The organism is Natronobacterium gregoryi SP2, assembly GCF_000230715.2.
Classification (GTDB): Archaea; Halobacteriota; Halobacteria; order Halobacteriales; family Natrialbaceae; genus Natronobacterium; species Natronobacterium gregoryi.
The window spans coordinates 3,027,546-3,043,849 of sequence record NC_019792.1 but is presented as its reverse complement, the minus strand read 5'-3'; the positions used below and the strand labels follow the sequence as shown (position 1 = coordinate 3,043,849).

15 protein-coding genes and 2 pseudogenes are annotated in these 16,304 nt (G+C 60.1%); 10 read left to right on the top strand and 7 right to left on the bottom strand.

Features of this window, described 5'->3' with window-relative positions; all coding sequences use genetic code 11:
* Positions 1-32: 32 nt before the first annotated feature.
* The 4 genes from NATGR_RS15080 (at position 33) to NATGR_RS15060 (ending at position 3,391) form a co-directional block, all read left to right on the top strand.
* Positions 33-266: a hypothetical protein gene (locus NATGR_RS15080; protein ID WP_081583111.1), complete on the top strand. Its 234-nt coding sequence runs from the start codon at positions 33-35 to the stop codon at positions 264-266.
* A gap of 95 nt (positions 267-361) precedes the next feature.
* Positions 362-649 (top strand): MoaD/ThiS family protein, encoded by a 288-nt coding sequence (locus NATGR_RS15075; protein ID WP_015233766.1) that lies wholly within the window; start codon positions 362-364, stop codon positions 647-649.
* Between the two features lie 807 nt (positions 650-1,456).
* Positions 1,457-1,789 (top strand): hypothetical protein, encoded by a 333-nt coding sequence (locus NATGR_RS20690; protein WP_005580898.1) that lies wholly within the window; start codon positions 1,457-1,459, stop codon positions 1,787-1,789.
* Positions 1,790-1,903: 114 nt separating this feature from the next.
* A complete protein-coding gene (locus tag NATGR_RS15060) occupies positions 1,904-3,391 on the top strand; it encodes an NAD(P)/FAD-dependent oxidoreductase (RefSeq protein WP_005580897.1) in 1,488 nt (495 codons plus the stop codon).
* 35 nt (positions 3,392-3,426) lie between these two features.
* On the opposite strand, the gene NATGR_RS15055 is transcribed toward NATGR_RS15060, so the two are convergent.
* Positions 3,427-4,776: an RNA-guided endonuclease InsQ/TnpB family protein gene (locus tag NATGR_RS15055; protein WP_005580896.1), complete on the bottom strand. Its 1,350-nt coding sequence runs from the start codon at positions 4,774-4,776 to the stop codon at positions 3,427-3,429.
* A 1-nt stretch (position 4,777) separates the two neighbouring features.
* A pseudogene (locus NATGR_RS19030) lies at positions 4,778-4,909 on the bottom strand (transposase); the annotation flags it as partial.
* Positions 4,910-5,016: 107 nt separating this feature from the next.
* Between NATGR_RS19030 and NATGR_RS15050 the strand changes: the two are divergent.
* From NATGR_RS15050 to NATGR_RS15035, 4 genes are all read left to right on the top strand, one after another.
* A complete protein-coding gene (locus NATGR_RS15050; RefSeq protein ID WP_005580895.1) occupies positions 5,017-5,703 on the top strand; it encodes a helix-turn-helix domain-containing protein in 687 nt (228 codons plus the stop codon).
* A gap of 111 nt (positions 5,704-5,814) precedes the next feature.
* Positions 5,815-6,864, top strand: a complete 1,050-nt coding sequence (locus NATGR_RS15045) for an ABC transporter ATP-binding protein (protein ID WP_005580894.1) — start codon at positions 5,815-5,817, stop codon at positions 6,862-6,864.
* Complete coding sequence (locus NATGR_RS15040; protein ID WP_005580893.1) at positions 6,861-7,778, top strand: ABC transporter permease; 918 nt, start codon at positions 6,861-6,863, stop codon at positions 7,776-7,778. The genes NATGR_RS15045 and NATGR_RS15040 overlap by 4 nt, the downstream gene beginning before the upstream one ends.
* A gap of 77 nt (positions 7,779-7,855) precedes the next feature.
* Positions 7,856-8,848 carry a transposase gene (locus NATGR_RS15035; RefSeq protein WP_005580892.1) on the top strand — a complete coding sequence of 331 codons (993 nt, stop codon included), beginning with the start codon at positions 7,856-7,858 and terminating at the stop codon, positions 8,846-8,848.
* A 168-nt stretch (positions 8,849-9,016) separates the two neighbouring features.
* Here the strand turns inward: NATGR_RS15035 and tnpA are convergent.
* Positions 9,017-9,295 (bottom strand): annotated as a pseudogene (gene tnpA, locus NATGR_RS15030) (IS200/IS605 family transposase); the annotation flags it as partial.
* A 290-nt stretch (positions 9,296-9,585) separates the two neighbouring features.
* Positions 9,586-10,611, bottom strand: a complete 1,026-nt coding sequence (locus NATGR_RS15025; RefSeq protein WP_005580890.1) for a GNAT family N-acetyltransferase — start codon at positions 10,609-10,611, stop codon at positions 9,586-9,588.
* Positions 10,612-10,754: 143 nt separating this feature from the next.
* Here NATGR_RS15025 and NATGR_RS15020 point away from each other — a divergent pair, with 143 nt between their 5' ends.
* Positions 10,755-10,991 (top strand): hypothetical protein, encoded by a 237-nt coding sequence (locus NATGR_RS15020; RefSeq protein WP_005580889.1) that lies wholly within the window; start codon positions 10,755-10,757, stop codon positions 10,989-10,991.
* Between the two features lie 209 nt (positions 10,992-11,200).
* Here the strand turns inward: NATGR_RS15020 and NATGR_RS15015 are convergent, their stop codons facing one another.
* Entirely contained in the window at positions 11,201-12,364 is a 1,164-nt protein-coding gene (locus NATGR_RS15015; RefSeq protein WP_005580888.1) for a glycosyltransferase family 4 protein, read from the bottom strand.
* On the bottom strand, positions 12,361-13,722 hold the full coding sequence (locus tag NATGR_RS15010) for a prenyltransferase/squalene oxidase repeat-containing protein (protein ID WP_005580886.1): 1,362 nt from the start codon (positions 13,720-13,722) through the stop codon (positions 12,361-12,363). The genes NATGR_RS15015 and NATGR_RS15010 overlap by 4 nt, the downstream gene beginning before the upstream one ends.
* 178 nt (positions 13,723-13,900) lie before the next feature.
* On the opposite strand from NATGR_RS15010, the gene NATGR_RS15005 reads away from it, so the two are divergent.
* A complete protein-coding gene (locus tag NATGR_RS15005; protein WP_005580885.1) occupies positions 13,901-15,019 on the top strand; it encodes a DUF354 domain-containing protein in 1,119 nt (372 codons plus the stop codon).
* 2 nt (positions 15,020-15,021) lie between these two features.
* Here the strand turns inward: NATGR_RS15005 and NATGR_RS15000 are convergent, their stop codons facing one another.
* Positions 15,022-16,224, bottom strand: a complete 1,203-nt coding sequence (locus NATGR_RS15000) for an MFS transporter (protein ID WP_005580884.1) — start codon at positions 16,222-16,224, stop codon at positions 15,022-15,024.
* Between the last annotated feature and the right edge of the window lie 80 nt (positions 16,225-16,304).

Here is a 16,304-nt window from a genome sequence, read left to right as displayed (position 1 = left end):
CGCTTCTCCTACTCGTGTATCGCCGCCACACGGTGTCTGACGCCGATATCGAGCCCTGCGTGTTCGGGCCCACGACGATGGATCTGTTCGTCGGCCGGTCACACATGGAGACCACCAGTGTCGACCACATCGACGACTTCGAGGAACTGTTTCATCACAAACTCGCCCAGCAGTCCTACGTCGAGTGGGAACGCGTCGGCGTCTTGGACGAGATGGCGATCAACGCGACCAACGACCGGCTGAGCGAGACCGCTGGCCTCGCTTGACGACGAGACGCTTCACGCCTCGAACCACGCGACCCCGCGGCGGTTCACCGGAACGAACCGTCGGCTACAAGGTCGACCCCGACGAACGTCGCGCCGTGCAACTCGAGTGCGTCTTCTTCGGCCCGTTCCGGGACGCTGTCGGCGAGAAGAGCGTCTACCACGAGGTCGACGCCGAACCGGCAACGGTCGGCGACCTCCTCGCGGATCTGGAGGTGACGTACTCCGACCTCGAGGGTGAACTGCTCGCCGACGACGAGAAGGGGCTGGCGGGTGATACGGTCGTTACCGTCGACGAACGAAACGTCGGTCACCTCGACGGCCTCGAGACGGAACTCGACGAAGCGTCCGTAGTGCGGATGATTCCGTCGGTGTACGGCGGCTGAGACGAGACGCGAGCACTAGCCGGCCCTCTCACCTATCACTCGTCCCACCAGCAAGCAGGGACCTCGGGCCGCTGACTGTGGCGATTGCACTCACCGTGCCCACGTGGGGGTCGTTGCTATCCCGTTCGCGCTCCCCGCCGGAGCGGCGTCCTCGCGGCGTCCGAACTCTCGTTCGACGAGACTATCGGTCTGAAGCCGACGGCGGCAACCCGTTCGACTGAAGTGCCCGACTGGGGATCGTCGTGGACGAGACTAGTCGAATCGAAGGTCTCGAACTTCCTCGAGCCGACTCCGAACGTCACCGTCTGCTTCGAGTGTCCGGCGACGGTGTGTGATCGGCCTCGATCCCCACGACGTGACGGTACTCGTGGGGAGGACCATCGACCGGTCGCTGCTACTGCTGGACAGAACGACGTGCCGATCGGTCGCTCTGCTGGGGCCGCCGGTGGAGACGGCCGCGAACCCGGACCGACATCGTATTGACTTCTGTCTGACAGTATGAGGGCCACCGTCGGCCGTCTTTGTTCTCTCTACCGGGTGCGTCTCGAGTTGCCCGTCACGTTCGAGAGAGGCGAAAAGGGGGTGTAGAGTGTCGTTCAGAGCTGTAGCGACGCCCAAGGGATTAGAGAGGACTACCCAGCGAAACGTACCGTACTGAGTTCTGTTCGTTCGAACCGGAACTGAGAATCGGCAATGTGTTAGACGTGACTAACTATTTGATTAGATGGAAAACACTAATGCTCGTAGTCGAGTAAGTCAGCAGTGACGAGGTCAGAGAGAAGACGAACTGATTCGTCTGTGTTCACTATGTCGCCACTCGATACAATTCACGTCACCAAAACGGCGCGTAAGAAGCGCGACCGCTATCTCACGCCGGAAGAGCTGAAAGTAGTTCTCCGGAACCGCTCCGGCTACGTCTGTCGGAAGGTTTCACCGAGCCACGAAGATCTGTACGACAAAACGAAGTTCATTATGCGGGGATCGTTCTTCGAACTGGACCTCGATATCGTATTCACCGTCGAGTCAAACCGTACCGTGGTCGTGACACAGATGTCACAGCACACTGACAGTCTTCGAGGACACTTTTACGAACAGGTCGGAACGACGGCAGCAGATGCTGTATCCGCAGTACCGAACTGACCGGGTCTCGGAATCCAACCATGCAGACGTGCGTATGGAATTAGTATCGATTCGGTGACCTACCGCAAAAGCAAGAGTTACGTTCCTCATATCCGAACGAACGACCAGTACCCAATGGTTCGCAACCAACACGATGTCGTCGTTGTCGGGGGCGGAGTGGCGGGCTGTTTTGCGGCTGCAACGGCTGCTGTCGAGGGGGTCGACGTAGTCCAACTCGAGCGCAAGTCTCGTCAAAAAGGCGGGTTTATCGCATGCGGCGATGCGATGAAGAGCCCTCGAGATCCGAGCAACTATCCGGGGCCGATCGACATGGACGCGATCGCCAGCGACGAGGCTGTCCTCGTCGACAGCAACATCGACCGGATCGAGTTCTGGGACGACGCCGTCGGCGTTCGAAAGGTCTTGCCCTACGAGGACGGGAGCAACGTCGTCGATCGCTACGAGTTCGGCCAGCGACTGCTCGAGCAGGCTGCCGACCTGGGTGTCGAGCAACACTACGACACGGTGGTCAACGAGGTCGTCCAGAACGGTCGTGTCACGGGTGTCAAAGCGATTCGCGACGGCGAGCCAGTCACTTACGGCTGTGACGTGTTGATCGACGCTGCCGGAGCGCAGTCGATTCTGCAGGACATGGTTGGCTTCGAGAGTCTCGACACGCCTGGTGACCCGACGTTCGAGGTTCCACAGTACACTCACTTCGGGTCGGCTTACCGCGAGATCATCGAGACGGACGAACCGGTAGAGTACCACGACGCCATCGTCGGAAAGCCCCTGGAAGAACTGGGATACATCTGGTATTTCCCGCGCACGCCGACGGAGATCAACGTCGGTTTGGGGTTCCAGATGAACAAGGAACCGATCCCGCTCGTCGACCGTTTGCGCCGCGACGTCGAGACCCGTCCCGAGTACCAGAAGGCGGCCGTCGCAGAGAAGTTTGACGGAAAGAACAAGCTTGGGTCGGCGATCGCGCTCCGTCGTCCGCTGGATTCGATGGTCGCGCCAGGCTACCTGGCTGCAGGTGGCGCGGCGGGGACGACGCATCCGATTACGGGGAAGGGGATTCGTGGGGCAGCGTACTCCGGTTACTCGGCCGGGCGTGCCGCCGTAGAGGCGATCGAGGACGGAGACTTCTCCGAGCACGGGCTCTGGGAGCACAACCGGTGGCTGTACCGGGAACACGGAGAGGCGGCGAAACTCGCCTCGTGGGACGCGTACAACGTCGCCGCGAACTCGATCGACGTGAACGTTCTTCGTGCACTGACGGCCTTGCTCCCGGAAAAAGAGATTCGGGGGATCGTCGGCACGTCGACGGAAGTCGACGACCTCAAGAGCAAACTCTTCGTCGGCGCAGGTCTCGCCAGAAACGCCCTCTCGGAGTTTCGTGCGGGAACCTTCGATACGCTCGGTGTGAGCAAGAGCGAACTGTACGACGCGATCCGCAGCGTCGGGCAAACGCGTGACCACGTCACCGCCTACGAGCGGCAGTACGAGGCCTACCCGGAAGATCGATCGGGGTTCGAAAGCTGGCTTTCGGACCGTAACCGCATCGATCGCGACTTCTACGACGCCCTCGACTTGTCGACTGACGAACAAAAGTACTGACCGACGATCCCGTCGAACCAGTGAACTACCCTGCCCTACTCGCTCACGGCTGACGCCGTTCGCTCTTTGAGGGTAGGGCTTCCTGCTTCCACGACGCGCTTTGCAGATACAGGCGTATCCACAGGGAGCGCAGTCTCCACAGGCGTTGATTCGGAGTCTCCCACTCCTACGTCTTCGAAGCCGCGAGAAAGAATGTTCCACACCGTCGCAAAATCGCGAGCGATTTTGCTGCCCGTCAGACTGCGTCTGACGACCGCGTTCGCGTCCCTGTCCGCGTCGAAACTGCAGGCGGGACAGGAATGTTCACGGACCCACAACGGCTTTTCTGTCGAAACACCACAGGATGCACACTCCTTGGTCGTCCCTCTCGGGTTGACCGTGACGAAGTGTGTCCCCTCGCGCTCACACTTGTATTCGAGCAACGAGAGGAACGTCCGCCACGCGGCAGACGCCGTGTTGCGGCTGTTCGACGGCGACTCCATCATCCCCTTGACGTTCAGGTCTTCGACCGCAGCGAAGTCGTATTCCTGAGCGTAGTAGTTCGAGAGTTTGTGGAGGAAGTCGCGGCGCTTCCGTCGGAGGTCGGCATGACACTCCGCCACGCGCCGTCGTTGCTTCTCATAGTTGTTCGACCCGTGTTGCTTCCGCGAGAGTTTCCGTTGCTCTCGTTCCAAGCGTTCACGTTCGTCCGAGAGGGCGAGCGACCTGACCGCCGTGCCGTCGGTGTCGTGGGCGTACTTGAGAATCCCCACGTCGATACCGACGCACTTCTCGGGGTTCTCAGGCGGTTCGGGTGGTTCACGGTCCATTTCGACGCCGAAGGTGGCGAACCACTCGCCTGTCGGTTCCTTCTTGATCGTGACTTGTTTGAGCTTCGCGTCGTCCTCAGAAATCGGAGATTTTTGATGGGCTGCACGAGAGCTGTCGCTCTCGTAAACGTCGGGGATAGCGCGGTGGAGTCGAATTGGTATGTCCGCGAGTTTCGAGAGTGAGAGGACAGTCTGACCGCCCTTCTTGTCGAGCTTGAAGCCAGACTGACTGTACGTGAAACTGCGGAACTCGCGTGGTGGCTTCCACTTGAGTTGACCGACGCCGTAGCCGTTCTCCTTGAGTTTGGAGAGTCCTTTGAGGTTGTCGAACAGACGTTCCACGACGGTTTGGAGAACCTTCGAGTACACGTCTGAGAGGTCGTCCCACCACTTCTTGAGGTCGGGAAGCTCCGACCGCAGGGCGGTCATGGACGGCAGTTCTCCATGTTCGTCTTGGTACTCGTTGAGGCGGTAGAGCGTGTGGTTGTATAGTTGCCTACAAATGTCTCGGTGGCGGTCCAACTCTTCTCGGTGGGCGTCGGACGGCTTGAGACGGTACTTGTAGGCGTAGTACATTCTACTCGCGTTGGTCCTCTACGTACTGTTTCAGTACATCCACCGACACCTGCCCCGTCGAGATGAGGCAGTACGAATCGTTCCAGAACGAGTCGCCCCACAGTTCGGTCTTCAGTTCGTCTGCGTATTCGTTGAGGGTGTCATAGAACTCTTCGCAAACCGTCGCCAGTAGTTGAGCGAGTAACGATTATCAGGCAACCGTTCCAAGTTGTATATCCGTAGTGGTGAGTGTTGAGAGATATGGGCCTCATCGCTGAATACGAAATCACTTGTGAACATCTCCCGCTCGTGGCGATTGCAGGAGATGTTCCGGAAGCAACGCTGGATATCGAACTTCAGCCGAATCATGGCAATCATCCACCGTTTATCGTTCACGCGACGCATGAAACACCCGCGTCTATTGAGCAAGCCTTCGAGTCGTCATCGTTCGTGGCGGAGCACACTCTGGTCGGACAGGCAGGTGAAACGTGTCAATATCAGGTTTTGCCAGCTCTGGGGATAGAAGCACAACTCGGTGAGCAGATCGAGGACCTCTCAGAGCTCCGTGCACTCGCTACCACCGACTCCATTATTGAACGAATCCGCGTCACGCCGACCGGCTGGATACAAAGCGGGTGGTTCAGAGATAGAGCAGTGTTGGACGAATTTCGTACGTTCTGGCAGCGTAACGGCGAATTTACCTTGCGACGACTCACTTACGATGGAGAGGCTGAAGAAGCGGGAGACGGACTCACTGACCACCAGCGCGAGGCACTCCGAATCGCCTACGAGATGGGCCACTTCGACATCCCTCGAACGGCAACGCTTGACGAGGTCGCTGCCGAACTCGGGATTACTGCCTCGTCACTCTCCGAGCGCCTCCGCCGAGCACAGACCCACCTCATCGAAACAACCGTTGCCTCGACATGGCCACCGCTACCCCAGTGAAATTACCGTTTCTCCAACACGGCATATAAACTGCCGTACAAATGAGAGACAGGGTTAGCCAGACAACCTCCCTTAGTTTGACATCCCACTATGGTGCCACAACGACCCCGAGTGGAGACCGATAGCTCGTGCAAGTCAAATAATGAGGAACTCGCAATCAATGCCGACGGGATACATGTTACGTACCCAGATGGCACCGAAGCCGTTCGTGATGTCACTCTCTCTGTTGAGAAAGGGGAGTTCTTTGGCTTCTTAGGACCTAACGGTGCCGGAAAGACGACCACTATCAAAACCTTCGTAACACTGCTCCACCCAAATCGGGGTTCAGTGACAATTAACGGATATGATGTCAAAACGGAGCCACAAGCTGTGTCTGAATCTATCGGCTATATGGCTCAAGAGACCAGTGTCGATGAGGAACTCACCGCGCGTGAGAACCTCCGGTTTGCTTGCAACGTGTATGGTGTTCCACCATCCGAACGAGGCGAACGTATTGAAGAACTGCTCGATTTAGTCGGTCTCACAGATGTTGCCGACAAGCGGGCAGAGAATTATTCTGGTGGAATGAAAAAACGCCTGGACGCTGCCACTGTCCTCGTGCATCGACCTCCGCTGGTGTTCCTTGATGAGCCGACGACCGGTCTCGACCCCGAAGCTAGAATGCACCTCTGGAATCACTTTAAGCAACTCAATGAGCACGGAACGACGGTGTTTCTCACAACACAGTATCTCGAAGAAGTGGACCGGCTCTGTGACCGTCTGTCCGTGATTCAGGACGGTGAAATCATCGCAACTGACACTCCGGAAGCACTCAAATCGGCTGTCGGTGGCGACATTCTCGATCTAACACTGGAAGACTCGTCTAGACAGGCGAGAGAACGAGCAATAGAAGTTGTGCGGGAATCAGATGCGCTCGAAACCCCGAGTATCGAAACGACGAGCGACGGGTTCACCATCACAGCCGAAAATGCTCGGGAGGCCGCGAGTGAACTTTTCGTCTCACTTCACGAGGCTAACGTTATCGTTACTGGATTCGATGTCCGGTCACCCACGCTAGATGATGTGTTCCTCAAGCTCACTAGCAAGAACCCGGAGGCCTCTAATGGAGACGAGACGAACGAACAAGGAGCTCTTGCCTCGGGTCAGGGGGTGGCCGAATGAGCGACATCACCGATGAGGGCCATATCTCGGGAGATAATACCGCGCAGAAAGCCCCGGGAAATAGCTCCATGTCAGATATGCGAATCAGTCTAAAAAGATGGCTAATCAAGACATCCCGAAATCCTTTCGTGACGTTCTCGTCGCTGATCCAGCCAGTCATCTTCTTTGTGTTGATGGCTGCAGTCCTCGGCGCGATTGTCGATGATCTGCTCGCCCAGACAGTTGGTGACAATATCAACTACATTACATTCCTTACCCCAGCTATCGTGATTCAGTCTGCACTCGCTGCCGCAGCGGTTTCCGGTATTGGGTTAGTCAACGACATGGACACAGGAATGTTCGAGAAACTCCTCGCCTCGCCAATAGACAGGGGTGCAATGCTCCTCGGCAAGGTTCTGTCGGAGGTGATTCGAATTGCTATTCAGACTACGATCATTTTCTTGCTTGGTTACGTGATGCTCTACCTACAGTCAGGTGCGTCGGTTGGGAGCTATCACCGGACGGGACTGCTGGGATTCGTTGGCGTCATCGCGGTCGCAGTAATATTCGGTGGTGCGTTCATGGCGTTCTCGAATATCATTGCGCTCATTACACATGATCAGGAGGCGACGACCATGATTGCCACCCTTCTGACGTTCCCGTTGTTGTTCATCTCTAGTGCGTTTGTCCCGCTTGAGGTCCTTCCAGGGTGGATCCAGTCTCTCGCAGTAGTCAACCCCATCACCTACGGTGTTGACGGTGTCCGAGCGTTCATGCTCGGACAAGATGTGATGACGGTGTTCAATGTAACAGCCTTCTCAGGTCTCTGGAATACGGTAATTCCTGCTGTCGCCGTTCTCATCGGTTTCAACGTCGTTCTCGGAGGGACTGCCGTCTACTTGCTCAACCGAGCTTCCAAAACCAAAGTCCAGTAAATTATGTCCTTTTTCAATCATCTGTGTATATCTCAGCGAAATATCAAAATTGACGACCGAAGTGAGTTCTGAGGTGAATGACTTCCACTATTCTACGAGGGGACCCCTCTATTGAGGCGTTTTTCGATGTTGTAGAGACGGAGACGCTCGCGCTGTTCGAGCATCTTCAATTCGAGTTCCTAACCGAATTCGATGTGTTCGCCCCCACTCCCGAAGGGCGAACACGGGAACACCACCCGCCGGAGCTGTTTCGAGGCTTTCTGCACTGCTACTATAAGGACATCTACGGTATCCGCCCGGTTGCACGCGAACTCAACAACGACCTCGTTTGGCTCGGATGTGGTTTCAACCGACCACCCTCACGAGACGCGGTCGACCGCTTTCTCACCGACCTCGAACACGTCGTCGAGGAAGTTTTCGAGCACCTCGTCCAGCAGGCCGCTCGACGGGGCCTGCTCGACTCGACATTTTGTATCGATTCGACCGACATCCGGGCTATGCCCACTGATCCCGACGCCTCGAAGAACTACGACCCAACTGCCGAGGAATACTACTACGGCTACGGCTGCACGGTAGTCTCGACCGGCGCAAAGATTCCAATTGCGGCGGAGTTCACCCAGAGCAAGCAGGCATCACAAGAGACGGCGATGCGTGTTACCCGTGACGCGCTCGCCGTCAAGCAGCCGATGTGGATGCTCGGCGACAGTGCCTACGATATCCTCGACTGGCACGACTATTTGCTGAGTGCAGGAGTGGTGCCTGTCGCGCCGTACAACCCGCGCAATACCGATGACCCGCTCGACATCGAGTACAGGGTCGAAGACCGCATTGAGATTCACAGCGAGAGTGTCCAGCTCAAGCAATCAATTCTAGAAGAGACGTATAACCGCCGGTCACAGGCCGAGCGAACGCTCGGAGCCTGCAAGGACTGCGGCCTCGGGATGCTGCGCGCCAGAGGCCGCGTCCACGCGAGAGCTCAAGTCTTCCTCGCGCTATGTCTCCGGCTGACCGTCGCAATCGCAAACTACGAGCGCGGGGATGCTCCGGGAAGCACGACCATCAGGGTATGAAACAGTTCAATAGCTCGCAGAAGGTTCCATAAAACTCTCCACATACTTTCGGTAGTAGCTGGGTAAACGGTAGCTGATAGCCCGGGTTTGCTGGGGGACTGCGAACCGATGATAGGAGTCTTTTCCGCTACTATCTACACCATGTTAACCGTTCTATGACACCCTCTATTCGTTGCGAATACGGCGGGCGGTCGCGCCCTTGACTGTGTTGATGAACTTCACGAGGTCTGTGGTTGGTTTCGCTCGGAAGAGGATGTGTACGTGGTCGTCCTCGCCGTCGAGGTTCGTCAATTTGACACCGTAGTTGTCCGTGAACCCGCTGATAACCTCGCGAATGAATTGGGTTCGCTCCTCGGTTAGCACTCCGCGCCGATACTTCGTGGTGAGTACCAGGTGATAGTGCAGGGAAAACTTCGAGTGTGCTCCCGAGTCGAGGTCGTATTCCATTGGGTTCGGTTAATACTATACTATCCTACTGCAAAACATTGTGACTGCGTGGTCCTGTGGGCCTGCTACCGAATTGTGTATGAGAACCGTGCGGCGCTGTATCTCCCCCCTGTTCGCGCCTCCCGTTCGGTCGGCGCTCGCTGAGGAAGGGGGGCTCAGTACTGTCCCAAGCGTAGACCGACTAGTTGAGAGTTGACCCAAACCGATCACGATTCTCGATCGGAAGTGGAGTGCACTAGTCAGAGTAGACTTGGGACGCTACTTAGCGCCTCAATTCAGCTAAATCACAGTTACTTTAGCGACCCACTCACCCGCTGGTAAGCCATCTTCGCCATCTGCATCTCGAGTCCCGACGATTCGACGACGTAGTAGGGCCGTAACTTGCCGTTGAACTTCCCTTTGTACTCACAGAGCCGTTCCGTGTTCGCGCCGACGAGGTCGTATCCCGTGATCGACTCGAGTTCGGAGTCGGTGACGATGTCGTCGAGTATCTGGTGGTGCAGGAGGTTGTTGACGCTGACGCCCTCGTACGAGGAAGCTACGCCACCCTGCCAGTAGTAGGCCAGGTCGTTCGAGAACAGCGTGAGGATACCGCTCTCGTAGTCGCCGTCGGGCGTCCGGGCGACGTACGCCCGCCATCGATCGTCGTCGAGCGTCGCGAGCAGGTCCCGGAGGAACGGCTTCGTCATCGGAGCCTCGTCGTCGTACTCGGCGTACTGGTCGACGACGTCGTCGTAGATCCGGAGCGCGGCGTCGATCCCCTCCGTCTCGATTCGCAGGTCCAGTTCGTCGTACCGTCGCATCTCGTTTCGCAGGCTCTTGCTGAAGCCGGCCATCGCGTCCTCGACGTCGGCACAGCCCTCGAGGTCGACGACGTACGTGAACTCGGGTTCGACCGAGAGGTCGTTCCAGCCGTAGGGTCGCGGATCGTCGTAGCCGACGGGGCAGGTCATCCGGAACAGCGTCGAGCGCCGGTCGACCTCGAGGTCCGCTAAGACGCCCGCCGCCAGTTCTGCGTTGATCCGCTCCCACTTGCGACGTTTCGGGCTGTTCGGGTCGATGACGGGCCCGAGTCGCGGCACACCCATCGAGACGGGTGGCGAGAAGACGGTTCGTCCGACGGCCTTGACCTCGACGAAGACGGGGAGGAGACCGACAGCCTGCTGACCCTTGAACGCACCGTACAGCCGCATCTCGGCGTCGGTGTGTGCGTCGAGCACTGCGAGTGCGTCCGGATCGTGGAACGCCTCGACGGCCGTGCCCGAAGCGGGCAGCGCCGAGTCCCACTCCTCGAGATCCAGTCGTTCGATGTCCATGTAGGTCGTCGTTCACCGAGTGTTCGTTTTGTTATCACGTCGCTACCGGGGATAACACAGTACCTTCCTCCAGTTCGATCGACTGTCGACGGAGTCGATACCTCCGCTCGTCGGTCAGATGACTTATCTGACGAATCGCCAAAATGATTTCCGATGGGAACGTACGAACCGAGGTCCCCGCGGGTCCCAGCGAGCGCGTGTACATCGTGCTCGGACTTGTCTGTGCAGTGGCTGCGGTGTACTACCAGCCGATCGTCTTCGGACCGCTCGCGCTCTACTTCGCCTTCCGGTTGCACAGGCTCGAGTCGACGTCGACCGGCGTAGCAGTCGCGCTGCTCGGCGTGCTCGGCACGGGGCTCGGATTTCTGTACCCAGCCTAGTACTCCGCCAAGCGTCGACTGACAGGTCGAATCGAGCGACGCCGCCAGATTCGACCCCGCAGTGTAGGCTTGGCCCGCCACTAGTAGCGTCCCAAGTCTACTCTGACTAGTGCGCTTTACTCCTGATCGAGAATCGTGATTGGTTTGGGCCAACTCTCAACTAGTCGGTCCACGATTGGGATGGTACTAGACGAACAAAAGGAGACGAGTCACTGTCGCGAGTCGCCAGCCACGGCCGTCGTCAGAATCCGTTCCCAGTCCCGTTCGGCCTGCTCGTAGGAGAACGCCGATCGAATCGCCGTGGCGTTCGCGCCGAGCGTTCGTCGCCGGTCGGAGTCGTCCAGACAGCGAGCCATCGCTGTCGCGAAACCGTCGGGATCGCGGTCCGAAACGACGATCCCGTTTTCGCCGTCCGTGACGATATCTGGGACCGAGCCGACCGGCGGCACGATCGGTGGCAGTCCGACCGCCATCGCCTCGAGCATCACCAGCGGCAGGGCGTCCCGTCTCGAGGTGAGGACGACCGTCGCCGACCGCTGGTAGTACTTGAGCGGATCGTCGACCCAGCCGGGGCGGTCGACCCGGTCGCGGAGGCCGTGGCGCTCGAGTTTCTCCTCGACCGCTGCCCGGAGCGGGCCGTCGCCGACCATGACCGCCCGGAACTCGTGGTCCTCGCCGCGGTTCTCGAGTGCGATCAGTGCGTCGACGAACCGCACGGGGTCTTTCTCCTCGCTGAAGCGGCCGACCCAGACGAAGTCGTACTCGTGGTCGTCTTGCTCCTCGAGTGTGTCCGGCCGATAGCGCTCTACGTCGATCGCGTTCGCCAGGATCTCGATCCGGTTGCGGGGAACGCCACACGCCTCGAGGTCGTCGACGTGTGACGGGCCCGGGACCGAGACCGCGTCGAAGCGCCTGAACGCCCAGCGGGGCAGCGGTCCGTACCACTGCTTCGCGTGATGGTCGAGGTCGATGCCGATGATTCCAAGCGACGCAGGATAGCCGTAGATCGCCGTCAGTGCGAGCGCGTAGAGCCCGTAGGGCAACAGCGAGATCGAGGCGACCGCGTCGTACTCGTTGCGATAGCCCTCGAGCAGCGCGATGAAAAACAGGAGGACGACCCGGAGCGGGCGGGGACCGACGGCGGGCACCTCGAGGTAGGTCGCGTCGTCGATGGCGTACCGGGGGTCGAGACAGACGAGCGTCGTCTCGTCGGCGGCCGCCGCGAGCGGGCCGTAGTGGCGCTCGTTTTTGTGTGCGAGCCCGGAGACGACCAGCACTCGCATCTCCTCGGGTGCTGGCTCGGCGTCGGCTGGACTCGAGCGGTCGGAATCGAACTCCGACCCCGTCGCCGTCTCGGGAGCGGTTCGACTCATACCTCGGGCGAGATCGCTCGCTCCTGCCGACCGTGTTCTCGCGTTCGCTGGTCCTGTTCGCTCTCCCGCTCTCGCTGTGCACACGCCGTCAGGAACTCCGAGGTCGCGTACGACATCCACCCCTGACACCATCGCATCAATGTGACGCGTTTCGTGTGGTGGCGGTGCTTCCGGTAGTAGAATCGCCCCGGTTCGCCGTCGACCTGCATGTTCGCCAGCGTCCACCGGAGGATTCGCTCGGCGAACTCGAGGTCGCCCTCGCGGGTGAACACCAGCATTCCCTGCGTGCTCGCGTGAACGTCCCGTGGGTAGGCGTTGCCCTCGTCGAAGTTCGGCGCGCCGTCGAGCTGGAAGAGTTCGGTGCGGTAGAACGCCAGCGCGTTCTCGAGCGTTTCCTCGTACCGGTCGGCGTCGACGACGTCGCGGTAGCGCTGGAAGGCTTCGACGACGAACCCGTTGTGGTGGTTGTCCATCGAGAGATGGGAGGCGTCGGCCGGAAGCCGGTAGGGCCAGCCGCCGCGGTCGGTCTGGCAGGCTGCGACGTGATCGAGGATCTTCGTCGCCCGCTCGCGAAGTTCCGCGTCCCCGAAGTAGTCGTAGAGGTCGACGAGCATCGCCGCACCGAGCGCGGCGGCGTTGATCGTGTAGGAGTCCTCGGGGTGGTTCATGTGGTAGTCGATCTTCGCGCCGTCCTCGAGCTCACGATAGTTCAGGTCCTCGACGAGGAAGTCGGTCGCCGTTCGGGCGAGATCGGCGTATGCGGCGTACGTCTCGCGGATCTCTTCCTCGAAGTCGGTGTCCTCACGGTCGGCGAACTGAGCCAGTTGCAGCAGTGCCTTGACCGCGAACGCCGTCGAGACGATGTCCGGATCGCTCGGCACCCCCTTGGTGTGGAGGTGCTGGATCGGATGGCGGTGGCCGCCACAGAATCCGCTGTAGTCCGTGATGCGTTCTTCGACGAGCCAGTCGGCGAGCCGGCCGGCCTCGAGCAGCGGATCGAACGCGGCGAGAGAGGGACTCGTCTCGGATCGGCCGTCGACCAGCTCGTGGTAGTTCAGGTTCGCCATCGCAAACAGCGCACCGCCCTTGTAGTTTCGCCGCTGGTCGACGAGAAAGAGCGGCCTGATGTCGACCGGCAGACGTTTGACCGTCTCCTGGACGGCCAGGTTGAGCCACCTGTTCTCGGCCGGCAACGCCTGCAGGAGCCGACTGCTCAACCCGTCGCCGTAGTCCGCCCCGACGTAGTCTCGACGGCGAGCATACGCGAGCGTCGCATCGAGCACTGGGAGATACCGCTCGTGCTCGGGCGCGTTCGACCCCGCTTGCGGGTCGCTCTCGAGTGATCCCTGTGACTGCATCTACGGATATCTGGCAACGTATTCTTATTATTATACGCTCGCTACCGCCAGACGGTCCGCGCGTCGCCGGATTGCAGGTGCGGACTTCTCGGCGTCCGGTCGGCGTTACGAGCGGTACGAGCCTGATAACAAACCCTCTCGACGGTTCACCCTTCGATCAGGAGACGTTACCGTCAGCATGAGATACCTGTTTTTCACGAACACGCCGGCCCACGTTCACCTGTACAAACACGCGATCGAGCGGCTCGCAGACCGTGGGGACGAGGTCCTGGTGCTCGCCCGGGATTACACCTGCACGGTCGATCTGCTCGAGTGGTACGACCTCCCCTACGAGGTCTACGGTGCGTGTGACACCTCCAAGGGATCGCTTTTGAGTCGGCTACCAGCCCACTACGCGCGGGCGATCCGGCTCGCCCGCCGCTACGATCCCGACCTGGTCTTCGGGATGGGGGGCTACGCGGCCCACACTGGTGCCGTCGTCCGGACACCGACGGTGTTGCTGATCGATTCCGAGCCCGCGTCGTTCGACCACACCGTCTCGACGCCGTTCGCTCGAGCAATTCTCACCCCCGACACGTTTCGCAAGGATCTGGGCGACCACCACTACGTTTTCCCCGGGTTCAAAGAGTGTGCGTACCTCCATCCCGAGATCTACGATCCCAACCCCGAGATACGAGAGCGGCTCGACCTCGGGGCCGACGAGCCCTACGCCATCCTCCGGCTCAACGCCTTCGGCTCCCAGCACGATGTCGGCAAGCACGGCCTGACAGGGGCGGATCGCCGCCGGATCGTCGAGCGACTCGCCGAAGATGTCACCGTCCTCGTCTCGGACGAGAGCGGCGAGACCGGCCTCGAGGGGCTGCCGGCCCGACCGTTCGACCTTCACCCCGCACTGATGCACGACGCGCTCGCCGAAGCGAACCTGCTCGTGGCCGACACGCAGACGATGGTCACGGAGGCCGCCCTGCTCGGGACGCCAGCGATCCGCTCGAACTCCTTCGTCGGCGACGACGACATGGGAAACTTCGTCGCCCTCGAGAGCCAGGGACTCATCCACAACGTCGCCGAAGCCGAGGCAATTCTCGAGCGTCTCGAGGCGTTGCTCGGCGACGAGACGGTCGACGAAACCTGGCGGCGACGCCGTGACGAGTTCCTTACGGACAAGGCGAATCTCACCGAACTCATCGTCGACGTGGCGACGGCTCGCGGCGAGGTCGACGCTCTCGAGTCGGTCGAGCAGTTCGGTCGGTGGGCGGAACGCGAGTCGGCGCGGTCGGTCGGCGTGGGAGGGGACTGACTTCAGGATCGCGGCATCCGGAGCGTCAGTAGGATGACGACGGCCATGATCCCGGCGAGAGCGAAGTATCCTTGATCGAAGAAGCCGTAGTCCGCTATCACGCCGAACAGTACTGGTCCGCCGGCACCGAGCGTCGCCGTCGCGGTCCGGATCACGCCGAGTCCGGTCCCTTGCATTTCCTCGGAGAACGAGTCGGCCAGGTACGACTGCGTGATCGCGCCCGAGCCGAGCATCGTGCTGATCAGTGCCGTCACGCCGACGAGGACCCACACACTGTCGACGAGAGGCAGTAGTGTGAACCCCACGACCGGCGGCAGGAGAACGATAACGAGCGAGCCACGCATCCCGATTCGATCGTAGGCAGCTCCCGCGACGGGCTTGACGACGACGCCGACCGCGAAGAACAGGCCGAACAGGAGACTCGCCACCGACGGCGAGAGCTCTTTGACGCTCGTCAGATACGTCGGGTAGAACGCCGTGAACGACTGCCAGATGAAGATGTAGAGGAAAAGAATCGCCGACATAAACCCCATCGCAGGATTTCGGAGTTCCGTCAGGATACCCAGCGTGTCCCTGAGAGAGGTGCTGTTTGCCGGCTCCGTCGACGAACCCGTCGTCGGGAGCACGACGAAGATGACGATACTCCCCAGGAAGAGCAACGGTGCCACGAACCCGAGACCGGCCTGCCACGCGACCGCGGCGGCGATAGCAGCGGCGATGGGTGGCAACACGGTCTGCCCGACGTCCCCGGTCGCCATCGTCACGCCGAGTGCACTCCCGAGCCGGTCGGCATAGCGATTCGAGAGGAAGGTAATCCGTGCGATCGGGTACAGCGAGTGGCCAAGCCCCCAGACGGCAGTTGCGAGAAAGAGAACGACCGGCGACGCCGAGGTGACGACGGCACCGAGTGCGACGGCGACGATCAGCGTGCTCGCAGTCAGAAGCAGGCGCTCGTCGTACCTGTCCGCGAGCAGGCCACCCGGGAGCTGCCCGAGCGAACCGAACAGCCACAGCACCGTCACGAGCAGGCCAGCAACGGAGAGGCTCAGTCCGTAGGTATCCTGCAGGTACGGCAACACGACCGGATAGATCATCCGTGCCCCCACCAACAGCCCCCACGCGGTCGCAACCACGACGAGAGACGTCCCTTTGCCGCCAGCCCACAGCGCCTTCAGCTCGTCACCGACTGCCGTTCGAACGTTCATCGCGTTACGCGGGTATCGCCCCTGGCCGCCCTTAGGGGCTGGCTTGCCCGTCGTCCGTTTCCTGTTTCGACCCGGGGCCC